The following is a 23,685-nucleotide window of genomic DNA, read 5'->3' on the forward strand; positions in this document are numbered from 1 at the left end:
ATAAAGAAGACGAGGAACTAATTACGGTTCCTCGTCTTCTTTGTAAAGTTAAAGCAACGTTTCTTCTTGCAAAACATGAAAAGACTTGAATTTTACAATCCTCCTTAGTTATTGACTTGCAAAGCATCTTCTCTAGCTAATGCTAGGCATCCAAAAATCCCTGCGTCATCTTCTAATTTAGGTGTAACGATATAATCTTCTAATTTAGGTGTTTCCACATAATTTTTTAACAAGCGTTCAAAAGCCTGATGTACTTTTTCCACCATGTGTTGCTGTTTCATCACACCGCCACCAAAAATAATCACATCTGGTGAAAACATCAAAGTTGTATTGTAGGCGCATTGGGCAATATAGTCCGCTTCAATTGTCCAAATTGGATCATCTTCCGGGATATCTTGGCCTTTCCGACCAGCACGTTGCTCAATTGCAGGACCAGCCGCCATCCCTTCTAAACAATTCCCATGAAAGGGACAATTGCCGGCAAAAGCATCTTTTGGATGAGGAACCACTAGCATATGACCCATTTCTGGGTGGCTAAAGCCTTCCTCAAAACGTCCCTCCTGTAATGCACCACCACCAACGCCAGTGCCGATGGTGTAATAAATAACGTTAGACTGATCTTTTCCATTACCAAAAACATATTCCCCGTATGCCGCAGCATTTACATCGGTTGTCCAAGCAATTGGAATATCAAAAACTTTTTTTAAAGTTCCGACAAAATCAAAGTTTTGCCAAGCCAACTTAGGTGTAGATGTAATATAACCATAGGTTTTTGAATCTTTATGAATATCAATAGGACCAAATGAACCGATACCAATAGCAGTTAACTCCTCTTTATAAGGTGTAAAAAAATCAACAACCGCTTGCATGGTCTCTTCTGGTATGGTTGTCGGAAAACTAGCGCGTTCTTTTATTGTTAGGGATTCATCGCTGATTGCACAAACAAATTTTGTCCCCCCAGCTTCAATAGCTCCATATAACATTTATCTTCTCTCCTTTAAATTTTTACTTATTCTTCCTTAGTATAAATGTAAAGTCTATCTTTTACATCCCCTTTCTATAATTTTTTACGTTAATTCTTTATTTTCACTTGTGTCATTATTTATGTTTCGCTATGCCAAATTTATTGTTGCAACAAAAGGAGGGCTTTTATGCCCATTCAATTTGATAATTGTCAAACGTATAACATTTTTTTTAAATTGAAAATAACGCTTCTGTTTACAGAGTAATTTCATTGTTATACGTTTGACATAATTATCGAAATACGCTATCTTTAAGCTAAGAAAATTAGCTGTTAAAAAGGAGTTAATACAATGAATCTTATTAACAAGTGGACAAGAGAATTACGCTATCATCCTTATGAAAAATGGGGGAAAGATTATCAAGATCAATTAAACAAAACTGTTAATCAATCGATTTGGCGTTTAGATTACCATATCCAACCAGTTACTGGTTTATTAAATGATCCAAATGGTTTTACTTTCTTTAATGGCAAGTGGCACTTGTTTTACCAATTTTATCCTTTTGGTCCTGTGCATGGTTTGAAATCCTGGTTTCACCTAACTTCAACCAATTTAGTGGACTGGAAAGAAGAAGGCATCCGTCTTTTACCTGATAGTTTGTATGATAGTCACGGCGTTTATTCTGGTTCTGCTTTAGCTATTGATGATCAATTGCTGCTTGCTTACACTGGAAACGTACGTAACGCTGATTGGGAACGCTCTACTTATCAGCTAGGGGCTTATATGGATAAAAAACACCAAATCAACAAAGTGGAGACCCCGCTTGTCTCGGGACCTCCTAAAGGATACACAACAAATTTTCGTGATCCGCAAGTTATTTTTTACCAAGATCACTATTTAATGATCATTGGAGCCCAAACAACAGAAGAAAAAGGAGAAATTCTTCTCTATAAAAGTAAGGATTTAAAAGATTGGCAATTTTTGGGGCCTTTAAACTTCACTCAACAATCTTTAGGCTTTATGGTGGAATGTCCTAATCTAATTTTTATTGATCAACAAGCTGTTTTGATTTTTTGTCCGCAAGGGCTAGGTAAAAATGAATTATCTTATCAAAATATTTATCCCAATACTTACGTCATTGGACAATCATTTGATGAAAGGAATAGAACGATCGAGCATACGAGTCCTATCCATAATTTAGACAGTGGCTTTGACCTTTATGCTACACAAGCCTTCAATGCACCAGATGGTAGAGCATTAAGTATCAGTTGGATCGGTCTTCCTGAACTGTCTTATCCAACAGATCAAGAAGGGTGGGCGCATTGTTTAAGTATCGTCAAAGAACTGAAAATAAAAGATGGACAGCTTTTGCAACAACCTGTCGCTGAACAAAAAAATTTACGTTATAAAAAGACTGCGCTTCTGGGTGATATACAAAATACCCAAAATTTAATGGCAAATAATGAAACAAACCGTTATGAATTAAATCTTAATTTGCAAGAAGATAGCCGTGGCAGCTTATATTTATTTGCCAATAGCGATAATAGCCACTATTTAGCCCTTCATTTTGATGCAGTTCATGGTAAAATAGAGTTGGACCGTAAGCAACTTCGTTATCCGTTGAATAAAGGTTTTGGCCAAACACGGGACGTTACTTTAGAAAATCACCAGTCGATTGACTTACAAATTTTTGCTGATCAATCCGTCTGTGAAATTTTTGTTAATCAGGGACGTTACGTTTTCACTACGCGTGTCTTTCCTGAAACCCATGACACAGAAATCTTTCTTGCAGGAACAACAGGAGCGTATACAGGAGATTTCTGGATTTTACGGTCTGCGCGGTAAAAAATAAGGAGAATTTTCTTATGACAGTAAAGCTTACAGATGTTGCCAAAGTTGCAGGTGTTTCGCCTACAACCGTTTCACGAGTCATCAATCACTACGGCTCTTTAAGCCAAAAAACTATCGATAAAGTTCATGCAGCCATGGAAGAATTGAATTATCAACCTAACTCTCTTGCGCGTTCTTTACAGGGAAAGCAAGCGCAGTTGATTGGATTAATTTTCCCCACAGTGGCTAATCCTTTCTTTGGCGAACTTGTTGAGCAATTGGAAACAAAATTTTTCGAACGCGGCTATAAATCAATTTTATGTAATAGTGCAAATAACAAAGAAAAAGAACGGAATTATTTAAATATGCTGATGGCAAATAAAGTAGACGGGATTGTTGCAGGAGCACACAATCTTGGTATTAAAGAATACCAGCAAATGGACCTACCTATTGTCTCTTTTGATCGTCTATTAGCTGAAGGGATTCCAATTGTTGGTAGCGATAATTATCATGGCGGATATGCAGCGACTGAAAATCTTTTCTTTCACGGCGCACAAAATATCGCGATTATCACAGGAAGCAATGCTTCTGACTCGCCGACTAACGATCGCTTGCAAGGGTATTTGGATTTTGTTCAAGAAAAAAACTTAACTGCAAAAGTCTTTCGTTTCGAATCTTTTGAACATACATTAACGCTAAAAAATATGCGTATCCAAGAGATTCTTAAACAAGAGGCAATTGATGGCCTTGTTTGTACAGATGATTTAACAGCACTTTTAGTTATTGACAATTGTCAGCAATTAGGTATCAAAATACCGGAACAGTTAAAAATTATTGGCTACGATGGCACACAGTTTATTCAAAATTATTACTCGCAATTAACTACTGTAGAACAGCCTATCGGTGAATTGTCGGATTTATTGGTCGATTTATTATTACAAAGGATCACACAGCCAGATAAAAAACTAGCGCCTCGTTACACCTTACCTACTAAAGTATTACAGGGGAAAACCTCATAGTAAAAACGCATTTGTTTTGACCATTTATTTAGTCAGACAAATGCGTTTTTATTCTTATGAACCACCGCTATTTGCAGCAGCTTCATCTGCTTTTACACAATCAATCGCAATCACAAGAGATAAGACCAAACGTTCCATCGACTCATCAAGGATTGTGAGCTCGTAAGTATCGCCCCAAGAAAACCAACGTTTTGTAATTTCTGCCATATTTTTCCCTTGAGCAAAAACAGTAAAATCCATATCCCACCAATTTCCTTGGATTTCAATCTCCTGGGCGGAAATCGTATAGCGAGATTCTAAAAAGGTTAATTCTTTTTTCAGTGTAATCATTTCACTGCCGTCTACTTCAACGAAAAATTTTGGTAACAAAGCGAACGTTTTCTTCGTAATTCTTCCAATTTCGTGTTGATGATCGTCATAAATTAAAAAATGTTTAGGTAATTTGAAAAAACTACCTTCTACAAAGTAACAAGGATGTTCGTTTTCATCAGTCACAGTAAAACTTTCCCCTATACTAAATACCTTTTGCTTAATATATAATTTTTTCATCAGCTTCTCCTTATTAGAGACCTTCTTCACCTAATTCGCCTGTATTAATCACGGGTTGTGTGCCATTATCTGTGATAATGGAAACCAATAGATTATTAATCAATTGCACTTTACGATCATCAGTAAACTGGATATCTTGTCCTTTTTCAATCTGCTCTAGAGCCATTTGTGTCATAGAAACCGCACCTTCAACAATTGTTTGTCTTGCTGAAAGAATTGCTCTAGCTTGTTGTCTTTGTAACATCGCACTAGCAATTTCTGTCGAATAGGCTAAATGATTTAATCGTGTTTCGACGACCTCAACACCAGCAACTTCCAAGCGATCTTGCAACTCTTTAGTCAGCTCTTGAGAAACATGGCTAGTATCTCCGCGTAAAGTAACATCATTTTCTCCAAAAGTATCATAAGGATATTGAGAAGCAATATGACGAATCGCTGTTTCACTTTGAATTTCAACAAAATCTTGGTAATGATCCACATCAAATAATGCTTTTGCCGTATCAACAACTCTAAAAACGATCACTGCTGAAATTTCAATAGGATTGCCATCTAAGTCATTCACCTTCAAACGAGCACTATTAAAGTTACGAACTTTCAATGAAACATTTATTTTTTGCGTCAAAGGTGTTGTGATAAATAATCCATTGGATTTGATCGTTCCTAAATATTTGCCAAAAAATAAAATGGCTTTTGCTTGATTAGGCCCCACAATTGTTAGTGAACTAATAAATAATATAGCAATAATCAAAATCACAATACTTGAAATGATTTCAAAAACACTCTCATTGGTAACGCCAAGAAAGAATACGTAAGCTCCTAATAAGAGTACAATAAACAACACTAATAATCCAAAATAACCATTAACATGAAATGTCTTTTTTTCTTTCACTAATAACTCCTCCTTCTTTTTTCCTATCGTAACTTAAAGTAACAAGAATGCCAAATTCACTTTATTTTTTTCACTAAAAAAGCCTAAAAAACTACCGAAATAGCTCTTTAGGCAGATTAAATCTTTATACTTTTGCTTCTTCTTTAAAGTTTTCTAAACGAGCGCGCCAGTCTTCATTGGAGATATTATGTTTTTTAACATAAAGATTATCTTCGCTTGCTGCACATTCATAGCTACAACCACCTGCGTGTTTTGCTTGGTTTTCTTCAGAAGCAAGAATTTGACGGTTGCATGCTGGGTTCGCACAGTTCATATAGCGTTCACAAGGTGTACCATCAAACCAGTCTTTACCTATAACTTGTTTGTCTACATCATTGATTTCAACACTGATACGTTCGTCAAATACATACATCTTACCATCCCATAATTCCCCGCGAGTGTCAGGGTCTTTTCCGTAAGTTGCGATGCCACCATGTAGTTGGCCAACATCTTGTACGCCTTCACGTAATAACCAACCAGAGAATTTTTCGCAGCGAATACCACCAGTACAATAAGTGACCACTTTTTTATCCATGAATTTTTCTTTGTTATCACGAATCCATTGTGGCAGTTCACGGAAAGTACGAATATCCGGTCTTACTGCACCACGAAAATGGCCCAAATCATATTCATAATCATTGCGTGCATCAAGAACAATAGTATCCTCATCTTCTAAAGCTTCTTTAAATTCAGCAGGCTCTAAATGTTTTCCAGTGAGTTCATTTGGATCTACATCATCATTCAAATGTAGTGACACAAGTTCATTACGAGCTCTTACATGCATCTTTTTAAATGCATGCTCCTTTGCTTCATCTATTTTAAATTCAGTATCTTTAAAGCGAGGATCTGCGTGCATATGTTCTATGTAAGCATTCGTTGCTTCAACCGTTCCAGAAACTGTACCATTGATTCCTTCAGCAGCTACTAAAATTCGACCCTTTAAACCAAGCTCATTACAAAAAGCCAAATGTTGTTTAGCAAGGCCTTCTGGGTCATCAACTGGCGTATAATTATAATAAAGTAATACTCGATAATCCATTCTTATATATCCTCCTTCAATTTTCACAAACATATTATAGGAAAAAGAGTAGAAAAAAACGAAATTTACGCTTGTGAATCGTAAACAATCCCGTCATGTTTTGTTAAAAAAGCAATCATTTATTAAATAGTAAATTTTTACTGCATTTTTCTATTAGTAGTATATCATAATATCTTCTTTTATAAATGATTAACAAAAAAATCAGTCACTTGATCCATTGTAGGAACTTTAACCATATGTCGTTCATTCGCAGCGTGAAAAGTAATTTCAGGACCTAAGTTTTTTCTAACAAAACGGTCTGTTTGCACAAATTGGACTTTTTCATCATGAATTCCATGCCAGAAAAACAAAGGTCTCTTTTTGATCTCACCATAATGTAAAGCTAAATCATAGTAAGGAATCCAGCTTGTTAGGTTTTCATAATCTTGCGGCAATGAAATCTTGCGCTTTTTAAAGGATTCCTCTAATTGCTTACGATAATCAATTAAAGAAGGCGAGCCCATAACACACGCTGCTACATCAATTTCTGGATGCTGAGTTAATAAAGCACAAGTCGTCATACCGCCCATCGAAACACCACCTACACCTAGCCTCCCATTGTCCAAACCCAATTGAGTAAAATAATCAACAATCGATTCAAACTCAAATAAGTTCGTATAGATACTTTGCAAAAAAGTTAGTGAAGGAACTTGTGACATAGGAGCCTCACGTTCTCCATGATTTTGAGCATCTGGTAATACTACTCGAAATCCTTGTTGAGCTAACTTTCTTCCTTGCGTTAATACCAATTCCTTGGACGTTTGCCAACCATGATAATAGACAATTAACGGCAGTGGCGTATACAACTGATCTTGGTCAACGACTTCCAATACCGGAATTATTCCTATTTTTCTTTTACGAACCGCTAATTTCATTAACGTCACCTGGTTTCTTTCTTCATTAAAAAAAGCAGTCATTGCTTTTTATTATTATACAAGCAATGGCTGTTTTCTTATTAATCTTCTGATTCAATCACATCAATTGATTTCATCAAACGAGTCAATGTCGCACGTTCGCTTTCATCTAATGTGCGTTCTATATAATCAATTTTATCTTCTAACTGTGGAATCATCATATATTCTAATGCATTCACTCGCCGCCGTGTTCGTTCGATCTCATCGGCCATCATCTGACAAGATTTCTCAACTTCTGCTAGTTTAAGCATTTTAGGCAAAATTGTACTCAAATGGTTTAAGGCCAGATCTAACTCACTAGTCGTTGACATAAAACCGTAAGAAAAGCGATCTTCTGATTGTTCATCATCATAAATTTCATTTAAGACTGGCATTTCAATATTCATTACCGTCCTGCTTTGTACGTCCAAAGTAATTTTATCAAGAGGAATAGCAAAAGCTTCCCCTAAAACATAATCCGGCGTACGACTAGAAGCAAGAACATAATCTTCCATAACTTTTTGTAAGGTTTCTTCCATTTCCTTACGCAAGTCTTGGTTTTGTTTGACCAGTTTCGTAAATTGGCGAATCAATTCATCCTGTTTATCCTTTAACAGTTTATGACCCCTGGAAGCTGTTGATAATCGACCCTTTAGTCGATTCATCTCCATACGGGTCGGATTTACATTCATTATTGCCATAGTTCATCCAACTCCTCTTGGTTTGGGAGAAATTCTTCGATGTCTTCTTCTTTGATCCGATTGAGTTCTTCTCTTGGCAGTGTGGCTAATAATTTCCAACCTAGATCTAAGGAATCTTCAATACTACGATTTGTAGAAAATCCTTGGTTTACATATTTTTCTTCAAATAAATCAGCAAAACGAGCAAACTTTTTATCTGCATCGGACAGTGCCGCTTCGCCTAAGACAGTCGATAATTCCTTGGCGTCTTTACCATCAGCATAAGCAGAATAAATTTGGTTCATTGTAGAAGAGTGGTCCCTTCTTGTTTTACCTTCGCCCGTTCCTTTATCTTTCAAACGAGAAAGACTTGGTAAAATATCCACCGGCGGATTAATATTACGTTTATCCAAATCTCTTGATAAAATGATTTGTCCTTCGGTAATATAACCTGTCAAATCAGGGATTGGATGGGTTTTATCATTATTAGGCATCGTTAAAATTGGGATTTGCGTGATAGATCCTTCTCGGTCCATTAAACGTCCCGCACGTTCGTAAATATTGGCTAAATTCGTATACAAATAACCCGGATAGCCTCCTCGTCCTGGAACTTCGCGACGAGCGGCTGAAACTTCACGTAACGCTTCAGCATAGTTTGTCATATCCGTCATAATAACTAAAACGTGCATACCCTTTTCAAAGGCTAAATACTCAGCAGCAGTTAAAGCAACTTTAGGAGTTGCAATCCGCTCAACTGCAGGGTCATCTGCCAAGTTTAAAAACATTACTGAACGATCAATCGCCCCTGTTTTTCGAAATTCATTAATAAAAAATTCCGATTCTTCAAAAGGTACACCAATTGCCGCAAAGACAATCGCAAAGTTACTTTCTTGTCCTGGAACTGTTGCTTGACGCGCAATTTGGGCAGCGATCTCTTTGTGCGGTAATCCTGAGGCAGAGAAAATAGGTAATTTTTGTCCTCTAACCAAAGTGTTTAAGTGGTCAATCGTTGAGATCCCTGTCTGAATAAATTCATCGGGGTAATCACGAGCCATTGGATTAATTGCTTCGCCGTTGACATCAAGTCTTTTTTCCGGCAAGATTTTAGGACCATCATCAATAGGCTGTCCTAAGCCATCAAAGATACGTCCCATCATATCTGTCGAAGCGCCTAGTGTTAACCCTCTACCTAAAAACCGGACACGGCTATCTTCAGCCCCTAAATTATTCGTTCCTTCAAAAATTTGTACGACAGCATTGTCTTCTGAAACTTCCAATACTTGTCCTTGACGAATTTCGCCAGAATCAGTACGTATCTCAACAAGCTCATCATAAGTTACGCCTTCAACATTTTCTACCATCATTAAAGGTCCAGATATTTCTGAAACGGAGCGGTACTCTTTTAGCATCAATCCATTCCTCCTTTCTCAACAATTTCTTGAACAACCTGTTCAATATCATTATAAATCGTATCTAGTTTATCTAATTCTTCTTCTGAAATGTATTTACTACGAGCAATACGCTCACGTATTTGCGTTGTGCCTTCCATCAATTCACTATAATAAGCACCTAGTTGAATCGCTTCTTGGGTTTTCTTATGGAAGTATAAGATATTACGCAATAAGCGAAATTGTTTTGTTCGCGATGTAAAGGTGTCAACATCGTCAAAAGCGTTCTGCTGTAAGTAGTCTTGACGTAAAGAACGGGCCGTGTTCATGGTAATTCGATCTTTTTGCGACAAGGAATCCACGCCCACTAATTGTACAATTTCATCTAGACGAGACTCTTCTTGTAACAAGGACATCGCCTTATCCACCATTTTGGACCACTGACTACCTAATACAGAGTCCATGTATTCTTTTAACTGGTCATCATAAAGGGAGTATGACTCCGTCCAACTGATCGCAGGAAAGTGCCGTTTTTGTGATAAAGAAGCATCTAGGTCCCAAAACACCTTAACAATACGCAAGGTATTTTGCGTAACAGGTTCAGAAATATCTCCACCAGCTGGAGAAACTGCACCGATCGCAGTAATACTTCCTTCACGCTCGCCTTCACTCCCTAATACAGAAAACCTACCCGCACGTTCATAATATTCTGCAATTCGACTACCTAAATAAGCAGGGTAGCCTTCATCGCCGGGGATTTCTTGTAAGCGACCGCTCATTTCTCTTAGTGCTTCTGCCCAACGAGAAGTTGAATCCGCCATAATAGCTACACTATACCCCATATCTTTATAATATTCTGCAATTGTGATTCCTGTGTAAACAGAGGCTTCACGTGCAGATACGGGCATATTTGAGGTATTGGCGATCAATACGGTACGCTGCATAATCGATTCTCCTGTTTTAGGATCAATCAATTCTGGGAATTCATCAATAACGTCTTTCATTTCATTTCCGCGTTCTCCACATCCAACATAGACAACGATATCCACATCTGCCCATTTAGCGATTTGGTGTTGTACAATTGTCTTTCCAGCACCAAAAGGACCGGGCACCGCTGCGGTTCCGCCTTTAGCAACAGGAAAGAAAGTATCGATTACTCTTTGTCCAGTCACCAAGGGTTCACCAGGAGTCATTTTATTTTTAGAAGGACGTGGTGTACGAATAGGCCATTTTTGCATCATTGAAAGCTCTTTTTCACCACTGTCAGTTTCTAATACACAAATGGTTTCGGTAATATCAAAATCGCCAGCTTCAATACTTTTGATTGTTCCTGAAACACCGTTTGGCACCATGATACGATGTTCGACCGCTTTTGATTCTTCTACTGTGCCAATGATATCGCCAGGACCTACCTGTGTATCCTCTGTTTGTTTAGGTACAAATGTCCATTTTTTCTCACGATCAAGCGGGTTAATTTCTGCCCCTCTTTCTAAAAAGTCACTATTTGTTTGTTTCATAAAGGTATCCAAAGGTCGTTGAATTCCATCAAACATTTGACTTAAAAGACCTGGCACTAATTCTACAGATAAAGGAGCGCCCGTTGTCTCTACTGGTTCACCTGGTCCTATACCAGCAGTTTCTTCATATACTTGGATAGAAGCAACACCATTATCTAGTTCAATAATATCTCCGATTAACCCTTTTTCACTTACTTTGCAGACTTCATTAATTTTAGCACCTTGTAATCCGCTAGCAGTAACTAAAGGCCCGGAAACTTTTGTAATTGTTCCTACTGCCAAAAAATCTCCTCCTGCCTAACTGCAAATTGTTGTTTAATCATCATCTAAAATATTCATTCCAATCGCTTTTTCTACATTTTTATGAATACGATCCATACCAATATTCAAGTTCCCGGTACTACTTGGTATCGGAATAATTGCTGGCGTTGGTTGTCCATCATATTGAGCAATGGTTTCTTCTAGCTGCTGAGCAACACGTTCAGTAATAAAGATAACGCCATAATCCTCTGCCATTGCTTCAATTTGTTGCCTTGCTTCATCTAAGTCTGTCACAGGAAAGACGTCGATCCCCAAGCCCTTAAAAGGTAAGATCGAGTCCTTTCCGCCCATCATTCCTATTTTTTTATACATAACTTTCACGCACCCGACTTCGAAGTGTTTCTTCTGGGATTTTATTAATTTTACCCACAAGGATCATCCGTAAATTTCTAACTTCAACTTCTTTTGCAAAAAGATATCCCAAAATAGCTTGTGGACCAAAAGGCACCATTTTTTCTTCCTTTAAACGACGCATCAAAAAATTATCTCTATTTAAATCTAGTTGTGTTAATTTTTTTTCTTCCATAATTTGATCATAACTATCCACTAACAAATCCATATAATTTGTTTCTTCCATATAGCTCATAAAATTTTCAAGTGAGACGTTAATTTCATCTACCATTTCTTTAGGGCTCAAAGTACCACCCTTTTGTAAAACAGCATTTATAAAACCTTGTTTTTGTCCCATCAAATAACTTCTAAGTATGGTTGTAATATTGAACACATCAATATTTCTTTGGATCAATCGCTCGATATTGGTATCATTTTCGCTGCGGCTAAGCTTAATCATATGATCCCAATAATAGTTATCAAAGATAATATCAACAGCTTGAATCTCTTCATAATCTTCCATATATTGAAAAACAGCTTGTATGCACTGATTCATTATAGGATCTACTTGCTTACTTTGTCGTAAATTCACCAGATTTTTTAAAGTCGACAAGGGAGTTGTTCCCATCGGCACTAGAAATTCAGAAAAATCTTCTTGTGTATATTCCTGTTTAACCAAGACTTTTAAGTTTTGATAATCATATTGCAAAGCAATTAAATCAACGATGCTTTTGACCGGCGTAATACTGTAAACTAAATCAAAGGTCCGCTTCTTTTCAGCTATGAGGACTTCTTCAAAATCACGAACTTCATTATCATCTTCAATAAAGTCGCCATAAGTTGTTTCTTGTAAAATTGAATACGCATCTTCAGCTTCGGAGGCAGCCAGCATCCGGTCCAATGTGTTTTGTGTCAGTAACCGGCTCTCATAAGTCCGAATTCTAACATTAGCGGTGCTAAATTGAATATCGTCCATTTTGACACCTCTTATTCTCCATCAAATATCAAGTTTAACAATTCGCTGCTTAGCTCTTCTTCAGATGTGCCTAACATTGCTTCAAAAGTAAAGTTATATTCGATTTCTCCTTGTCGTAACAAAAAACCGCTACGTTTCGGAATTGTACGTTCTGCTATTGATAAATTCATCTGAGATGAGGTCGCTTTTTGCCAAACCTTTTTGTTTTCTTCTGTTGCATATTTTGTACTATTTTGACCTACAACCATTTCAACATCGCCGCTAAGTTGTACTTGCTCGAGCTGAGTCCTTACAAATTGGTTAAAGTCTTCTGCAGACATTTCTTTCATTTTTTTTAAACTTTCAGCAAAAAGATCTTTAAGTAATTGCTGTCTTGCAGCTAATAAGCGGCTACGAGCTTTTACATGAATATCTGATACTTTCAAACTCAACTCTGTACGACGTTGTTTTTCAAATTGTTCTACATTTTCTTCTAATTGTTGTTCAATTTGTTTTTTTCTATTTTGTTCATTTTTTTCTATATCTCTTTGCGCTTTTTTAATATACTGCTTTTGCTTTTTTTGTGCATCTTGGGTAATTTTATCTGTTAGATTTGTGATATCAGACATTTCATACCTCCTAGTTCATTACAAGCAAGAAGGAAATAACAAAGCCTAAGATCCCATATGTTTCCATCATTGCTACATAAACAATTCCTTTTGTCACGTGTTCTGGTTTTTTAGCCAAAATTTGCATCGCTGCTGCAGCTGCACGACCTTGCCATCTTCCGGCCCAAATTGCAGTAAATGCAATAGGTAAAGAAGCAATTAATAAATACAAGCCATCTTGCATTGCCATATCACCAGAAATTTGTAAAAAGATCATAAATGAAATAACAAAGCCATATAAACCTTGTGTTGCTGATAATAGCTCTAAAATCAAAGCTTGTCCGAACTTCTCAGGTTGTTCAGCTGTCAATCCAGCTGCGGATTCAGCTGTTATCCCAATACCAATTGTGGAACCAATACCCCCACAGATTGTCGCAATTGCGATCCCTAAGGCCGCAAAAAGAATGCCACCATTTTCATAAAAGAATGTTATCCAATTTTCCATTTTCTATTCTTCCCCCTGCTGTTGTTTTTGTTCTGAGACCACTTGAACATAGGACTCATTTGACTTAAATGGCTTGAATGCGCGTCCGCCGCCTGTATAAAATTTATTGAAAAATTCTAGGTATTGCAAGCGAATACCATGTACATAAGCACTCAAATAACTCAAGAAAATGTTCAAGCCGTGTAATACAATAAATAGCACAATACCGATAGTAAACTTCGCTGGTGTTGGTAAGTAGCTTAAAATTAAATTAAAAGCTGCACCAATACTACCTCCAGCAACGCCTAGTGCCATCAAACGTGTGTAACTGATTAAATCACTTAGATAATTGGTAATATCCATAACTGAATACAAGCTTGATCCTATTTTACCAATAATTGTATTGCCGTCTAAGCTACCGCCAATAACAACCAACACTAAACTGATAATCAGGCAAGCAATGCCAACTGATTGCAAATTTGTCTCTGGAACAAGTAGCATTCCAGCCGCAATCATAGCCGCACTTACTAGAAAGAGCATCCAAGAGCCTGCTTGTAGTAAAGCTTTTAGCTTTTCACTTTCTCGGCGCCATAATAGATAAAATTTCAGTCCTAATCCAAACATAATCTGAATAAATCCGAAAATCATGGACATCACAAGAATTTCTGTAATATCTGAATCAGTGGATAATAATTGAAAAGAAAATTGCTTACCAAATATATTGCCGTAAACCAAGCCCCACATCATTGTTGGCACCGCACAAATTTGAAACATATTGATATTTTGTTTCATACCTTCTTTAAAATGCAAAAAATATTTTGCCAAGGCACTGGCTACAAATAAAAGTAGGCCATAACCAAAGTCAGCAACCATTAGTCCAAATGCTAATGCGTAAAAAGGCATCATAAAAGGCGTAGGATCTATTTCCCAGTATTGCGGTAAGCTATACATTTCAACTAGAGCTTCAAAAGGCTTAATGAGCTTGTGATTTTTCAGCAATACAGGCGTATTGCTGTATTCCTCTTCTTTTACCTCAGCAAATTCTAAGAAGTAGTCCTTACCGACTACTTGTCGGATTTGTCTATCTAATTCTTCTGTTTGTCTTGCTGGTACCCAGCCTGATAGGCCCATTGTATATTCTGATTGTAATAAATACTGATTAGAGTGAACTCGCACAAATAAACTATCCAAATACTCTGCGACCAACCCTAAATCCTTATAATTATTTTTTTGCACTTTTAGCCGCGCTTTAATAGATCTTTCTTCCTCTACTAATTGATGTAATTTTTCTTTGACTTGTCTTAAAGCCTCAGCCGGTTTATCCTCATAAGGATATTCATATTCTTGAAAACCAGCGTCACTTAGTGTAGTTTGGACTTCTTCTTGATTTTCTCGTAGAAAAAGAAGCAAAAGATAAGATGTTGTTGATGATTGATGTATTATTTCAAGGTAAGCGTTTTGTAGTTGTTCTTTTCCCATCTCTTTTTTTAGCTGATTTATTTCAGTATTAGGAACCGTACCTAATACACCGATAGTTTCTTTGAACGTAGCTAAAACTGCAGGATGTTCATCAAAGTATTGCCACTTATTTAACTCATCTTCTTGCAAAGATAAGTCTTGTTTTTCCTGCTCAATGGCACGCAATCGTTTATCTTGTTTCCTTAAATCAGAATAAATATTTTTCCAGTCAAAAGTATGGGCATGCTCAGAAAGTTGTCTGAGCGTATAATGTCGTAATGGTTTTCGCAAAGCCTGAATCATACTAGGTTTTTCAACATAGGGCGTTAAAAAATCTCTTGCCCATGTTACATTACCGATTTGATCTTCAATTTTGTCAGCTTCAGGATGTTCTTGCATCTGACTAAAAAAAGCATTTGCCTGTTTATTAAATTGACTAGCTGAAAACAACTCAACTTGTTGAAAATCTTGCAGCTGTTCCATTACGGCATCTTGATTATTGTAAAAAGTAATCAAATTAAACTTTTGCATTTTTTCAATTGCCATATTCATTCACAACCTTATTTATAATAAGACCAAGCGCTTTTTCTCGCATTTCTGGCGAAATTGTCTGCAATTGTTCGACTTCTTTTTGTGTTTTTTCCATCAAGGGTTCTTTAATATTACGGAACTCTTCGTCGAACTTTTCACGCAGTTCTTGCTTACGCTTTTCTTCATTTTCATCTTGTTCTTCTTGAAAATGAGCAATCCTTTTATCGCTTTCTTCTTGCTCTTTACGCGCTTGTTTTTTTGCTTCATTAAGCAGCTCATCTGCTTGTTCTTCTGCTTTGGCTAATTGTTGGATCGCATCGACACTCATTTGTCACACTCCTTTTCGTAGTTTAGACAAAGTCCTAAAAAATCCTCTATTTATTAAGAGGATACCGAAATAGTCTTTATTGCATTAATTTAACCAAAGGATAATCTGCCAGTTTATTTAAAAATGATTGCTCACTTTCATTAAAGAGTCCAAACATATTGTCCTCAACTTTTTTGGACTCATCATAAGATGAAAAAACTTGACCAGCTAAATTTCGCAACTGCACACAAGAATTTTTTCCTTCAATAGCATAATAAACGTCGATCATAAAAATATTCTCGATTGGTTTTGCTAACTTAAATCCTCCGCCCTTACTTGAGGTTGAGTTAACGACACCGCCTAGAACCAATTTACGCAATATTTTTTTCAGATAAGAATCTGAGACGCCTAATTGTTTACTGATCCGATAACTTTTTACAGGATTATCTCCTTCTTTTTTCGCTAATATAAGAAGAACATATACTGCTTCTTCTAGACTTCTTTTTAACCTCATGACCATTTCTCCTTTGAAGGACAAATAATATCCATAAATAATCTTACCAAAAAAAAATAACATCATCAAGCAAAGTACCAGGTATTCCAATTTTTTACACACTTGTGAAATTATGATGAACAAAACTTTTAGATAAAAAAAGAAAGTCTACCACAAAAGTAAACTTTCCCTTTTCTTAAGATTGATCGTTTTTTTATAAGAAGTTAGTTGATTATACACTGATTAATTGAACACGAACCATATTTTCATGCATAGATAAATCCTCTACCACTGTTTGGTAAGATAACGAACGCGGTAGTTCAACAGTATAAACGTTGGTATAGACACGACTTTCTCCTCTTTTTTTCACTTCAAAATCAACATCTTTTACTTCAATATCTTTTTCTTCAAAGTAATCCGTTATAAACTCTTTTGTCGTTGTCTTATGTACAAAACTAATCTCAATTTTCTTCAAAGTCGGGATATTAATCACACGTTTTAATACAGTTAAAACAATCATAATCATCACAAAACTCACGATTGCAATACGATAGTTCCCCATACCAATCGCCAAACCTAAGCCCGCCACTGTCCATAGTGAAGCAGCGGTTGTCAAACCACGGACGACTTGTTTAGTAACAACAATAGTCCCGGCGCCTAAAAAGCCAATACCACTAACAACTTGGGCAATCAAACGAGCTTCATCCGCGCGAATGACTCCAGAAAAGTCGGGGTTATCTCTGGCAATTTCTAAAGCAGTATTTGTAATTTCTTTTTGGATCATAGCGATAAGTGCAGCACCAATACAAACTAAAATATGCGTCCGTATTCCTGCCGGCCTATTTTTAAACTCTCGGTCAAAGCCAATAAACCCCGCAAAAGTACCTGCCAGTAACATACGTAAACAAATTTCATAAATCGATAAATCGCCCGTCATCAGTCCACCTCCTTGTGTAATTTAAAAAATCCGAATGCCCATTAGAACCATTCGGATCTCCTAAATATTCAACTATTATTAAGATTTTGCCAAGCATTCAAACCACCTTGAATGTTTACAACATCATAGCCTAAACTTGCTAAGTAATCACAAGCACGAACTGTTCGTACACCAGCTTTGCTGATGACATAATAAGTTAAATCTTTACGCAAATTTTCGGCTTCAGTCACAAATTCACCAATAGGTAAATTCATTGCACCTTCAATATGATACTTCTCAAAATCTTCTGTTTCCTGTACATCTAATATGGTAATCGCTTCATTTTGCAATATCTCTTTTAACTCCTTCACAGTAATGGAAGGATACATAAGATCCATAACAAACGCCCCTTTACTTCTTCACTTTTGATATTAGTTGAATTCTCAACGTTTGTCAAAAATTATACGTTTTTGCTTTCATTTTCAGCTGCTACACAAAACGAAGGGGACAGGCTGGTTGATTTTCTCAATTTTTTTACATTTAATGTTTGTTTATGCTTCATTCGAATTTAGCGTACTTTTATTTTTCTTCAATGGAAACAATAAACGTAAGCCATTAAGTAATACCAAAAGCGTACTTCCTTCATGCGCTAAAACGCCAATGCCGATATCCATTTTACCAACAATATTTAACACACTTAATAATAAAACAACACCCATTGCAAAAATAACATTTTGCCAAACAATTCGACCTAGCTTTTTAGAAAGCTTGTGAGCATATTCAAATTTCTGCAGATCATTTTGCATAATTACCGCATCTGCGACATCAATTGCAACATCTGTACCTTCTCCCATTGCAAAACCAATATCAGCTTGGGCCAAGGCAGGCGCGTCATTTATACCATCACCTATCATCGCAGTTTTACCATATTTCGTTTGCAAAGATGTAACTGCAGTTGCTTTATTTTCAGGCAAGATATTGCTAAACACCTCATCGATCCCCAAAGCATGAGCCACAGCTTCTCCTGTTACTTTCGCATCTCCTGTGATCATCAATGTGTTTATTTCTTGCTCTTTTAGATAAGCAACCGTTGCAGCTGCTTTTTCATCTGCTCTATCCATTAACGCAATCAATGCCACAACTTCTTCGTTTTCACTAAAATAAACAACCGTTTTCCCCGCTGAAGTAAGTGCTTCAGTTTTTGCAAGAATCTCTTCATTGATCTTATTAAATAAACTAGGCTTACCGATTCGATAGTCATTGCCATTGTAATTAGCAACGATTCCTCGACCAATTTCATTGGTTACTGACATATCAAGCGCTTGTGTTTTCTCAAATGCATCTAAAATTGCTGTTGCTAACGGATGATTGGCGCTTTTTTCCATTGTTGTAATTATTTGTTGCCACTTCGCTTGTTTTGTTTCGTCTATATAATAGGAATCTGTCACTACAGGTTTTCCTTTGGTTAGGGTTCCTGTTTTATCAAAAGCTACTGCTTTAATATCCTGTAAATTCGATAGGTAGGCGCCACCTTTAAATAAAACACCCTTTTTGGCTAAATTTGAAATGGCTGAAAGAGTGGCTGGCACAGCGCTTACTGCCAGTGCACAAGGAGACGCCGTAATCAATAAGACAATCCCTCGATAAATACTCATCTGCCAAGTCCAATGAATTAAAAAAGGCATTAAAATAACAAATAAAGGAACAATAAGAAGAACTGTTTTAACATACACAGGTTCGATTTTTTGTATTTTAGTTGCCGCTTTAGGTAGATTATTTTGTGATTGCTCAACTAATTGTAATATTTTAGCAAAAATAGTCTCCGAAGAATCTCTAGTTACTTGCATGGTAAAGGTGCCTTGTCCGTTGATTGTGCTGGCAAATACTTCGGCTTTTTCGGCTTTTTCTTTAGGCATACTTTCTCCATTAATAGAAGACTCATCAATTGTCGTATGTCCGCTAATAATAAACCCATCTGTCGCAATCTGATCTCCTGGCAAAACTTTCAGTTGATCGCCCACAGTTACATTTTGCACATCAACTAACTTTGTCGAGCCATCTACTTGCAATAATCTTGCTTGGGTAGGGTTTAACTTCAGTAAGCTGGTAATTTCTTTTTTACTTTTTTCTTCAGCAAACTCTTCAAGAAAATGAGCGCCCGCAAAAATTAATATTAATATCGCACTTTCATCAAAACTTCCAATGAACATCGCTCCTAAAACAGCTAGTGTCATTAGCAGATGCACGTTTGGATAAAATCTTTTTTCTTCTTTTGTATTTGTTATCGTATCCACAATACCTTCAATTATGATATGAGAACCTGCAAAAACAACTGCAGCTACAAATAACCAATTAGCAACTAAAGTTGAAAACGGTCCGAAAGCCGCTAACAAATAGGCAGCAACACCTATAAAATACATGGGAACTTCACCCTGTAAATGTCCAGAATGTTTATGTTCTTTTGCTTGGTAATCGCTAGATTTATCCATAACTGAATCCTGCGACTTATCCATATTCATGCATCTCCTTTATCGTTATTCATTCATTTATTTACTAGTAAGCGTTTATATGAATATATAATCATTTGTTCAATTAAAGTTTACATGAACAACCATTCATTTGTCAAGCGGAATTTCATTAAAATTTAGGCCTTGTGAAAAAACAAGCAATAAACTTAACCAAATATATTCTCGTTTCTTTTTCTAAAGTATAATAGAATATAATTAGAAATTACGTTTGCACTTTATAAAGACTTAGAGAGGAGAAGTAGATATGATTAATCAAGTCGATAGAAGTTACTTAGAGCGCTGTGTGGAATTAGCAGAGCTTGCATTAGAAAAAGGAGATGCACCTTTTGGATCGATCTTAGTATCACAAGATGGGGTAACTTTATTTGAGGATCACAACAGAATTTCTGACGGAGATAATACTCGCCATCCTGAGTTTGAAATCGCAAAGTGGGCAGCAAAAAATCTAAATGAGGATGAACGCAAAAATGCTGTTGTCTATACTTCCGGCGAACACTGTTCAATGTGTGCTTCGGCACACGGACTCGTTGGACTCGGACGTATCGTTTATGCAAGTTCAACCGAACTACTAAAAAAATGGAACGAAGAAATGGGCGTGGAAAGTGGACGACTACAAGGACTCTCAATCAGAGAAGTTATTAATGATACTGAAGTGAATGGTCCTGATGATTTTCTTTCAGAAAAAGTAAAACAGCTCCAATATAGATATCAAAACAAGAAGTTAGATTAAATAAAGTTATAAAAAGGAAACGACATTTTGCCGTTTCTTTTTATAACTGTAATAATGTCAACTATACATTTTTTATTGCCTCACTAATAGGCTCGTCTCCTGCCAGTACTTCAAATTCTTTACGAATTGTTGAATCATCTTGTAAAGAAGCTAATATTGTTTGAGCGATATCTTGACGAGGCACTTCACTATGCTTAAGACCCATACCAACTTGAACTTTTCCATTACCCTTTTCATCTGTTAACGTGCCAGGATGGATAATTGTCCAGTCAAGTTCAGTACGATTTTTCAACCATTCATCTGCATAATTTTTTGCAATAGTATAAATCTTCAGTGGCGCATCATTTTCGATTCCTTTAGCAATTTGCTTACGTCCAGTACGGAAAGTACTTACCATCACAAAACGTTTAACATTTGCCTGCTCAGCAGCAGTCATAATTTTAATTGCACCATCTAAATCAACCATAACCGTCTTGTCTAAACCGCTACCACCAGCACCTGCACTAAAAACAACTGCGTCAACATCACTCATCGCTTCGGCAAAATCTTCAATAGAGTTGTAAATAATATCCAAAACTTGAGTTTCAATACCACGTTCATCAAAAAAAGTCTTTTGGCTCGCATCACGAATCACTGCTTTTTCTTCAATATCTGAATAATCTTTCGTTAAATCTGCAAAGCATTTAGCAACTTTTCCGTTTGCACCTACTACAAGTACCTTCATATATAAGCTCCTTTCTCTTTCTTTATAAATAGTATACCATTTGTTCGTCACTTGTTTAAAATACTATGCTTTTTTAAGTATCTTCATCCTCTATTCGCTGATTATAGTAGTCTTCATAATCTTCTTTTAAAATCTTATGCAAGGGCTCAATCTGGTTAAATTCGTAACCTTCTTTCTTTTTCTGAACATACCAATCGAATAAAATATCCTCTCCTCTGCGCAAGACCACCATTAAACGATCTTTTTCAGCTAGATCAAAATTTTCTATAGAATAAGATTGTGCCTCCAAGGCTTCAATAACTAACTGATTTTCCAAAAATTCCATATAAGAGTCTAAAACATCGCCTTTTTTCTTGAAGTTCACAAGTTTTTCTTGCATTTCAGTGGCTTTTGTCCACATATCTTCAATTTCATTTTCCATCTGTCCCATCTGGCTATAAAAATCATCCCGTCTTTTTTCTAAGGCATCAAGTCTTTGCTTTGTCTCTTCTTTTCGTAATTCGTATCTTTTCATTATAGACCTCCATTCTAAAATAATTTTTCCAAACGTACGTTCGCTTTTGAGAACACTTTCATCATAGCACTGACGTTTTCTTTTGTCAACGTTTTATTATTTTATTGTTCTTTTTCAAGAACAATGTTATTATGTAAATACAGGGAGGGAATTTAATTGAAAACAAATGATGAAATTATGGATATACTCGATCGTCTAAAAAGAGAAAATAACCTTTCAATTAGCGAAATTGCACGACGTGTTGGTATGGCAAAATCAGCCGTTTCTAAATATTTTACCCGACAAAGAAAATTCCCTTTAAATCGTATTGAAGATTTTGCTAACGCCTTTAATGTCAGTGCAGATTATATTTTAGAATACGGCAAAAAACAGACTTATTCTGAAGAAATTATAAATGTTCCTGTTATTCAATCAATTACAAATGACTCTACTATCATTGCTGAAGCAAGCCCTGAAACTTACTATCCTACTGCTTCTTTTGATTTACCAAAAGGCCAATTATTTTATTTTAAAATGAACGATATCAGTATGGAGCCAATGATTCCTAAAGAAGCTATTGTTCTTATTAAAGAACAAAACGATATCACTGATGAACAAATTGCGGCTGTTAACTTAAATGATGACCCAACACTATTTTTAAGAAAAATTAGAAAACAAGATGGTTTTATTCTTTTATTAGCAGAAAATCCAGATTATGCCCCCATTATCGTTACTAAAGAAGACTCTATAAAAGTCGTTGGAAAAGCCATTCGAGTAAGTTATGATATTTAGAATGCCTAATAACATCAAAAAACAATTAATAAGTTCCATTTAAATTTCATCCTTTATTCACGCTTTATCATAGTAAATAAATATTTGAGAATTAAGTCTTTTAAATTAAAAACCGTCTGAAAAGAATATAAACACTTTTCAAACAGTTTTTGTTTACTTATTAATATTCAAATTGACGATAATATCGACGAATGTCCATAGGGTGCCGGTTTAGTTTTTCAACATGAGCGTCAATGCGTTGTGTCACGCAATGCATCAATAACACCGTAGGAATACGTCCGCGATATTTTTCACTGATTCCTGGCAATTCGTACTCTTTTGTATCAATAAATGTATAATCCCCACAAATTCTTGGTAATAGGTTAGCTACTCTTTGACTTAACGGACGTTGTTCATCTTCACCAATAAAAACTGTAACCGGTGTGGTTTCATCAACAATTTCTAAGGTTCCGTGTAAAAATTCTGCCGAGTGAATCGATTTTGAGCGTAACCAACTTTGTTCTTCCCAATAACACATAGCGTAAGAATAAGTTGCACCCCACTGGTTTCCGGCACCAACAAAATAATGCATTGCATCATGACGATGAGCTTGTGCAAATGCCAGACCAAATTCATCTGCCTGTTTTTCTGCTTCCACTAGATCTTTAGCTAAGTGTTCGTCTAATTCTTTATAATAGTCTTCATAATCATCAAATTCTCCATTGTTTTTCATCAGACGATCCGCAAACATAAAGAATTTTAGTTGTTCTGTCCCTGGTTCAGGATAAGTAATCACATAATCACATTTTTTGGCTAAGGGACTATCTTTTTCATCGATAAAGCCAAAAATGGTTGCCCCTACCTTTTTAACTTCATCTATAGCTGTTATTACTTCTTCCGTTGTTCCGGTTACAGAAGAAATAATAACCAACGAATCTTTAGTTAATCGCTTATTTCCCGTTGTATAATATTCTGCTGCATGTTGCACGTATACAGGCAAGTTGCTTTTTCCGTTTATATAGGTCACTACTTGCATCGAAGAAGCATACGTTCCACCGATCCCTAAGTAATAAATATTATCAAAGCCCTTATTGTAGAGTTCATCAACAATCTTTTCCACTTGCGGGCGCAGCGCTAATGCTCCTTGAATATCATTTATCTGTTTTTGTTCATCAAATTTTAGCATCTATTC

Annotated in this window: 25 protein-coding genes; 4 read left to right on the forward strand and 21 right to left on the reverse strand. The window is 36.2% G+C overall.

The features are described 5' to 3' along the window. Positions 1-104: 104 nt before the first annotated feature. Positions 105-983 carry a fructokinase ScrK gene (scrK, locus tag C7K42_RS06935; RefSeq protein ID WP_103083612.1) on the reverse strand — a complete coding sequence of 293 codons (879 nt, stop codon included), beginning with the start codon at positions 981-983 and terminating at the stop codon, positions 105-107. Between the two features lie 330 nt (positions 984-1,313). On the opposite strand from scrK, the gene C7K42_RS06940 reads away from it, so the two are divergent. Both C7K42_RS06940 and C7K42_RS06945 read left to right on the forward strand, forming a co-directional pair. Next, positions 1,314-2,807: a sucrose-6-phosphate hydrolase gene (locus C7K42_RS06940; protein WP_014123696.1), complete on the forward strand. Its 1,494-nt coding sequence runs from the start codon at positions 1,314-1,316 to the stop codon at positions 2,805-2,807. 20 nt (positions 2,808-2,827) lie between these two features. Continuing rightward, positions 2,828-3,811 carry a LacI family DNA-binding transcriptional regulator gene (locus C7K42_RS06945; protein ID WP_014123695.1) on the forward strand — a complete coding sequence of 328 codons (984 nt, stop codon included), beginning with the start codon at positions 2,828-2,830 and terminating at the stop codon, positions 3,809-3,811. A 54-nt stretch (positions 3,812-3,865) separates the two neighbouring features. Here the strand turns inward: C7K42_RS06945 and C7K42_RS06950 are convergent, their stop codons facing one another. The 17 genes from C7K42_RS06950 to C7K42_RS07030 all read right to left on the reverse strand — a co-directional run bounded on the left by C7K42_RS06950 (position 3,866) and on the right by C7K42_RS07030 (position 19,760). Then, entirely contained in the window at positions 3,866-4,360 is a 495-nt protein-coding gene (locus C7K42_RS06950; protein ID WP_103099633.1) for an LURP-one-related/scramblase family protein, read from the reverse strand. A gap of 13 nt (positions 4,361-4,373) precedes the next feature. Beyond that, the gene (locus C7K42_RS06955) at positions 4,374-5,249 is read right to left on the reverse strand and encodes an SPFH domain-containing protein (RefSeq protein WP_014123693.1); all 876 of its coding nucleotides are present in this window, start codon (positions 5,247-5,249) and stop codon (positions 4,374-4,376) included. Between the two features lie 124 nt (positions 5,250-5,373). Further along, the gene (gene trhO / locus C7K42_RS06960) at positions 5,374-6,327 is read right to left on the reverse strand and encodes an oxygen-dependent tRNA uridine(34) hydroxylase TrhO (protein ID WP_014123692.1); all 954 of its coding nucleotides are present in this window, start codon (positions 6,325-6,327) and stop codon (positions 5,374-5,376) included. 179 nt (positions 6,328-6,506) lie between these two features. Next, positions 6,507-7,241 (reverse strand): alpha/beta fold hydrolase, encoded by a 735-nt coding sequence (locus C7K42_RS06965; protein WP_014123691.1) that lies wholly within the window; start codon positions 7,239-7,241, stop codon positions 6,507-6,509. Between the two features lie 80 nt (positions 7,242-7,321). Then, complete coding sequence (locus C7K42_RS06970; RefSeq protein ID WP_103096917.1) at positions 7,322-7,960, reverse strand: V-type ATP synthase subunit D; 639 nt, start codon at positions 7,958-7,960, stop codon at positions 7,322-7,324. Beyond that, complete coding sequence (locus C7K42_RS06975; protein WP_014123689.1) at positions 7,951-9,348, reverse strand: V-type ATP synthase subunit B; 1,398 nt, start codon at positions 9,346-9,348, stop codon at positions 7,951-7,953. The genes C7K42_RS06970 and C7K42_RS06975 overlap by 10 nt, the downstream gene beginning before the upstream one ends. Next, a complete protein-coding gene (locus tag C7K42_RS06980; RefSeq protein ID WP_124175413.1) occupies positions 9,348-11,126 on the reverse strand; it encodes a V-type ATP synthase subunit A in 1,779 nt (592 codons plus the stop codon). Before C7K42_RS06980 ends, C7K42_RS06975 begins: the two co-directional genes overlap by 1 nt. Before the next feature lie 33 nt (positions 11,127-11,159). Continuing rightward, positions 11,160-11,477: a V-type ATP synthase subunit F gene (locus C7K42_RS06985; RefSeq protein WP_014123687.1), complete on the reverse strand. Its 318-nt coding sequence runs from the start codon at positions 11,475-11,477 to the stop codon at positions 11,160-11,162. Beyond that, entirely contained in the window at positions 11,470-12,471 is a 1,002-nt protein-coding gene (locus C7K42_RS06990) for a V-type ATP synthase subunit C (RefSeq protein WP_061840177.1), read from the reverse strand. The genes C7K42_RS06985 and C7K42_RS06990 overlap by 8 nt, the downstream gene beginning before the upstream one ends. Positions 12,472-12,482: 11 nt before the next feature. Beyond that, entirely contained in the window at positions 12,483-13,079 is a 597-nt protein-coding gene (locus C7K42_RS06995) for a V-type ATP synthase subunit E (protein ID WP_094243982.1), read from the reverse strand. Between the two features lie 10 nt (positions 13,080-13,089). Continuing rightward, positions 13,090-13,563: a V-type ATP synthase subunit K gene (locus tag C7K42_RS07000; protein ID WP_014123684.1), complete on the reverse strand. Its 474-nt coding sequence runs from the start codon at positions 13,561-13,563 to the stop codon at positions 13,090-13,092. Between the two features lie 3 nt (positions 13,564-13,566). Continuing rightward, positions 13,567-15,546 carry a V-type ATP synthase subunit I gene (locus tag C7K42_RS07005; protein ID WP_103099634.1) on the reverse strand — a complete coding sequence of 660 codons (1,980 nt, stop codon included), beginning with the start codon at positions 15,544-15,546 and terminating at the stop codon, positions 13,567-13,569. Then, entirely contained in the window at positions 15,536-15,859 is a 324-nt protein-coding gene (locus C7K42_RS07010; protein WP_014123682.1) for a V-type Na+-transporting ATPase subunit F, read from the reverse strand. The genes C7K42_RS07005 and C7K42_RS07010 overlap by 11 nt, the downstream gene beginning before the upstream one ends. Positions 15,860-15,935: 76 nt before the next feature. After that, on the reverse strand, positions 15,936-16,352 hold the full coding sequence (locus C7K42_RS07015; protein ID WP_014123681.1) for an RrF2 family transcriptional regulator: 417 nt from the start codon (positions 16,350-16,352) through the stop codon (positions 15,936-15,938). 211 nt (positions 16,353-16,563) lie between these two features. Continuing rightward, a complete protein-coding gene (locus C7K42_RS07020) occupies positions 16,564-17,268 on the reverse strand; it encodes an MgtC/SapB family protein (protein ID WP_061840180.1) in 705 nt (234 codons plus the stop codon). 68 nt (positions 17,269-17,336) lie between these two features. After that, positions 17,337-17,645 (reverse strand): rhodanese-like domain-containing protein, encoded by a 309-nt coding sequence (locus C7K42_RS07025; protein WP_234976204.1) that lies wholly within the window; start codon positions 17,643-17,645, stop codon positions 17,337-17,339. Between the two features lie 153 nt (positions 17,646-17,798). Beyond that, on the reverse strand, positions 17,799-19,760 hold the full coding sequence (locus C7K42_RS07030) for a heavy metal translocating P-type ATPase (protein WP_103097121.1): 1,962 nt from the start codon (positions 19,758-19,760) through the stop codon (positions 17,799-17,801). 259 nt (positions 19,761-20,019) lie between these two features. Here C7K42_RS07030 and C7K42_RS07035 point away from each other — a divergent pair, with 259 nt between their 5' ends. Then, positions 20,020-20,505: a nucleoside deaminase gene (locus C7K42_RS07035; protein WP_014123677.1), complete on the forward strand. Its 486-nt coding sequence runs from the start codon at positions 20,020-20,022 to the stop codon at positions 20,503-20,505. 61 nt (positions 20,506-20,566) lie between these two features. Here C7K42_RS07035 and C7K42_RS07040 read toward each other — a convergent pair whose 3' ends face one another. Then, positions 20,567-21,229 carry an SDR family oxidoreductase gene (locus tag C7K42_RS07040; RefSeq protein WP_103097123.1) on the reverse strand — a complete coding sequence of 221 codons (663 nt, stop codon included), beginning with the start codon at positions 21,227-21,229 and terminating at the stop codon, positions 20,567-20,569. A gap of 73 nt (positions 21,230-21,302) precedes the next feature. After that, positions 21,303-21,743, reverse strand: coding sequence for a hypothetical protein (locus C7K42_RS07045; protein WP_014123675.1), 441 nt, complete (start codon positions 21,741-21,743; stop codon positions 21,303-21,305). A gap of 156 nt (positions 21,744-21,899) precedes the next feature. Between C7K42_RS07045 and C7K42_RS07050 the strand changes: the two genes are divergently transcribed. Further along, the gene (locus tag C7K42_RS07050) at positions 21,900-22,514 is read left to right on the forward strand and encodes a LexA family protein (RefSeq protein WP_094243989.1); all 615 of its coding nucleotides are present in this window, start codon (positions 21,900-21,902) and stop codon (positions 22,512-22,514) included. A gap of 160 nt (positions 22,515-22,674) precedes the next feature. Here the strand turns inward: C7K42_RS07050 and C7K42_RS07055 are convergent, their stop codons facing one another. Then, positions 22,675-23,679, reverse strand: a complete 1,005-nt coding sequence (locus tag C7K42_RS07055; protein ID WP_094243990.1) for an SIS domain-containing protein — start codon at positions 23,677-23,679, stop codon at positions 22,675-22,677. Between the last annotated feature and the right edge of the window lie 6 nt (positions 23,680-23,685).

This window comes from Tetragenococcus halophilus subsp. halophilus DSM 20339, assembly GCF_003841405.1.
GTDB classification, from domain to species: Bacteria; Bacillota; Bacilli; order Lactobacillales; family Enterococcaceae; genus Tetragenococcus; species Tetragenococcus halophilus.

Coding starts and splice junctions, on each gene's coding strand:
- scrK (WP_103083612.1), bottom strand. CDS start 983: ATGTTATATGGAGCTATTGAAGCTGGGGGGACAAAATTTGTTTGTGCA.
- C7K42_RS06940 (WP_014123696.1), top strand. CDS start 1,314: ATGAATCTTATTAACAAGTGGACAAGAGAATTACGCTATCATCCTTAT.
- C7K42_RS06945 (WP_014123695.1), top strand. CDS start 2,828: ATGACAGTAAAGCTTACAGATGTTGCCAAAGTTGCAGGTGTTTCGCCT.
- C7K42_RS06950 (WP_103099633.1), bottom strand. CDS start 4,360: ATGAAAAAATTATATATTAAGCAAAAGGTATTTAGTATAGGGGAAAGT.
- trhO (WP_014123692.1), bottom strand. CDS start 6,327: ATGGATTATCGAGTATTACTTTATTATAATTATACGCCAGTTGATGAC.
- C7K42_RS06965 (WP_014123691.1), bottom strand. CDS start 7,241: ATGAAATTAGCGGTTCGTAAAAGAAAAATAGGAATAATTCCGGTATTG.
- C7K42_RS06970 (WP_103096917.1), bottom strand. CDS start 7,960: ATGGCAATAATGAATGTAAATCCGACCCGTATGGAGATGAATCGACTA.
- C7K42_RS06975 (WP_014123689.1), bottom strand. CDS start 9,348: ATGCTAAAAGAGTACCGCTCCGTTTCAGAAATATCTGGACCTTTAATG.
- C7K42_RS06985 (WP_014123687.1), bottom strand. CDS start 11,477: ATGTATAAAAAAATAGGAATGATGGGCGGAAAGGACTCGATCTTACCT.
- C7K42_RS06990 (WP_061840177.1), bottom strand. CDS start 12,471: ATGGACGATATTCAATTTAGCACCGCTAATGTTAGAATTCGGACTTAT.
- C7K42_RS06995 (WP_094243982.1), bottom strand. CDS start 13,079: ATGTCTGATATCACAAATCTAACAGATAAAATTACCCAAGATGCACAA.
- C7K42_RS07000 (WP_014123684.1), bottom strand. CDS start 13,563: ATGGAAAATTGGATAACATTCTTTTATGAAAATGGTGGCATTCTTTTT.
- C7K42_RS07005 (WP_103099634.1), bottom strand. CDS start 15,546: ATGGCAATTGAAAAAATGCAAAAGTTTAATTTGATTACTTTTTACAAT.
- C7K42_RS07010 (WP_014123682.1), bottom strand. CDS start 15,859: ATGAGTGTCGATGCGATCCAACAATTAGCCAAAGCAGAAGAACAAGCA.
- C7K42_RS07015 (WP_014123681.1), bottom strand. CDS start 16,352: ATGAGGTTAAAAAGAAGTCTAGAAGAAGCAGTATATGTTCTTCTTATA.
- C7K42_RS07020 (WP_061840180.1), bottom strand. CDS start 17,268: ATGACGGGCGATTTATCGATTTATGAAATTTGTTTACGTATGTTACTG.
- C7K42_RS07025 (WP_234976204.1), bottom strand. CDS start 17,645: ATGGATCTTATGTATCCTTCCATTACTGTGAAGGAGTTAAAAGAGATA.
- C7K42_RS07030 (WP_103097121.1), bottom strand. CDS start 19,760: ATGGATAAGTCGCAGGATTCAGTTATGGATAAATCTAGCGATTACCAA.
- C7K42_RS07035 (WP_014123677.1), top strand. CDS start 20,020: ATGATTAATCAAGTCGATAGAAGTTACTTAGAGCGCTGTGTGGAATTA.
- C7K42_RS07040 (WP_103097123.1), bottom strand. CDS start 21,229: ATGAAGGTACTTGTAGTAGGTGCAAACGGAAAAGTTGCTAAATGCTTT.
- C7K42_RS07045 (WP_014123675.1), bottom strand. CDS start 21,743: ATGAAAAGATACGAATTACGAAAAGAAGAGACAAAGCAAAGACTTGAT.
- C7K42_RS07055 (WP_094243990.1), bottom strand. CDS start 23,679: ATGCTAAAATTTGATGAACAAAAACAGATAAATGATATTCAAGGAGCA.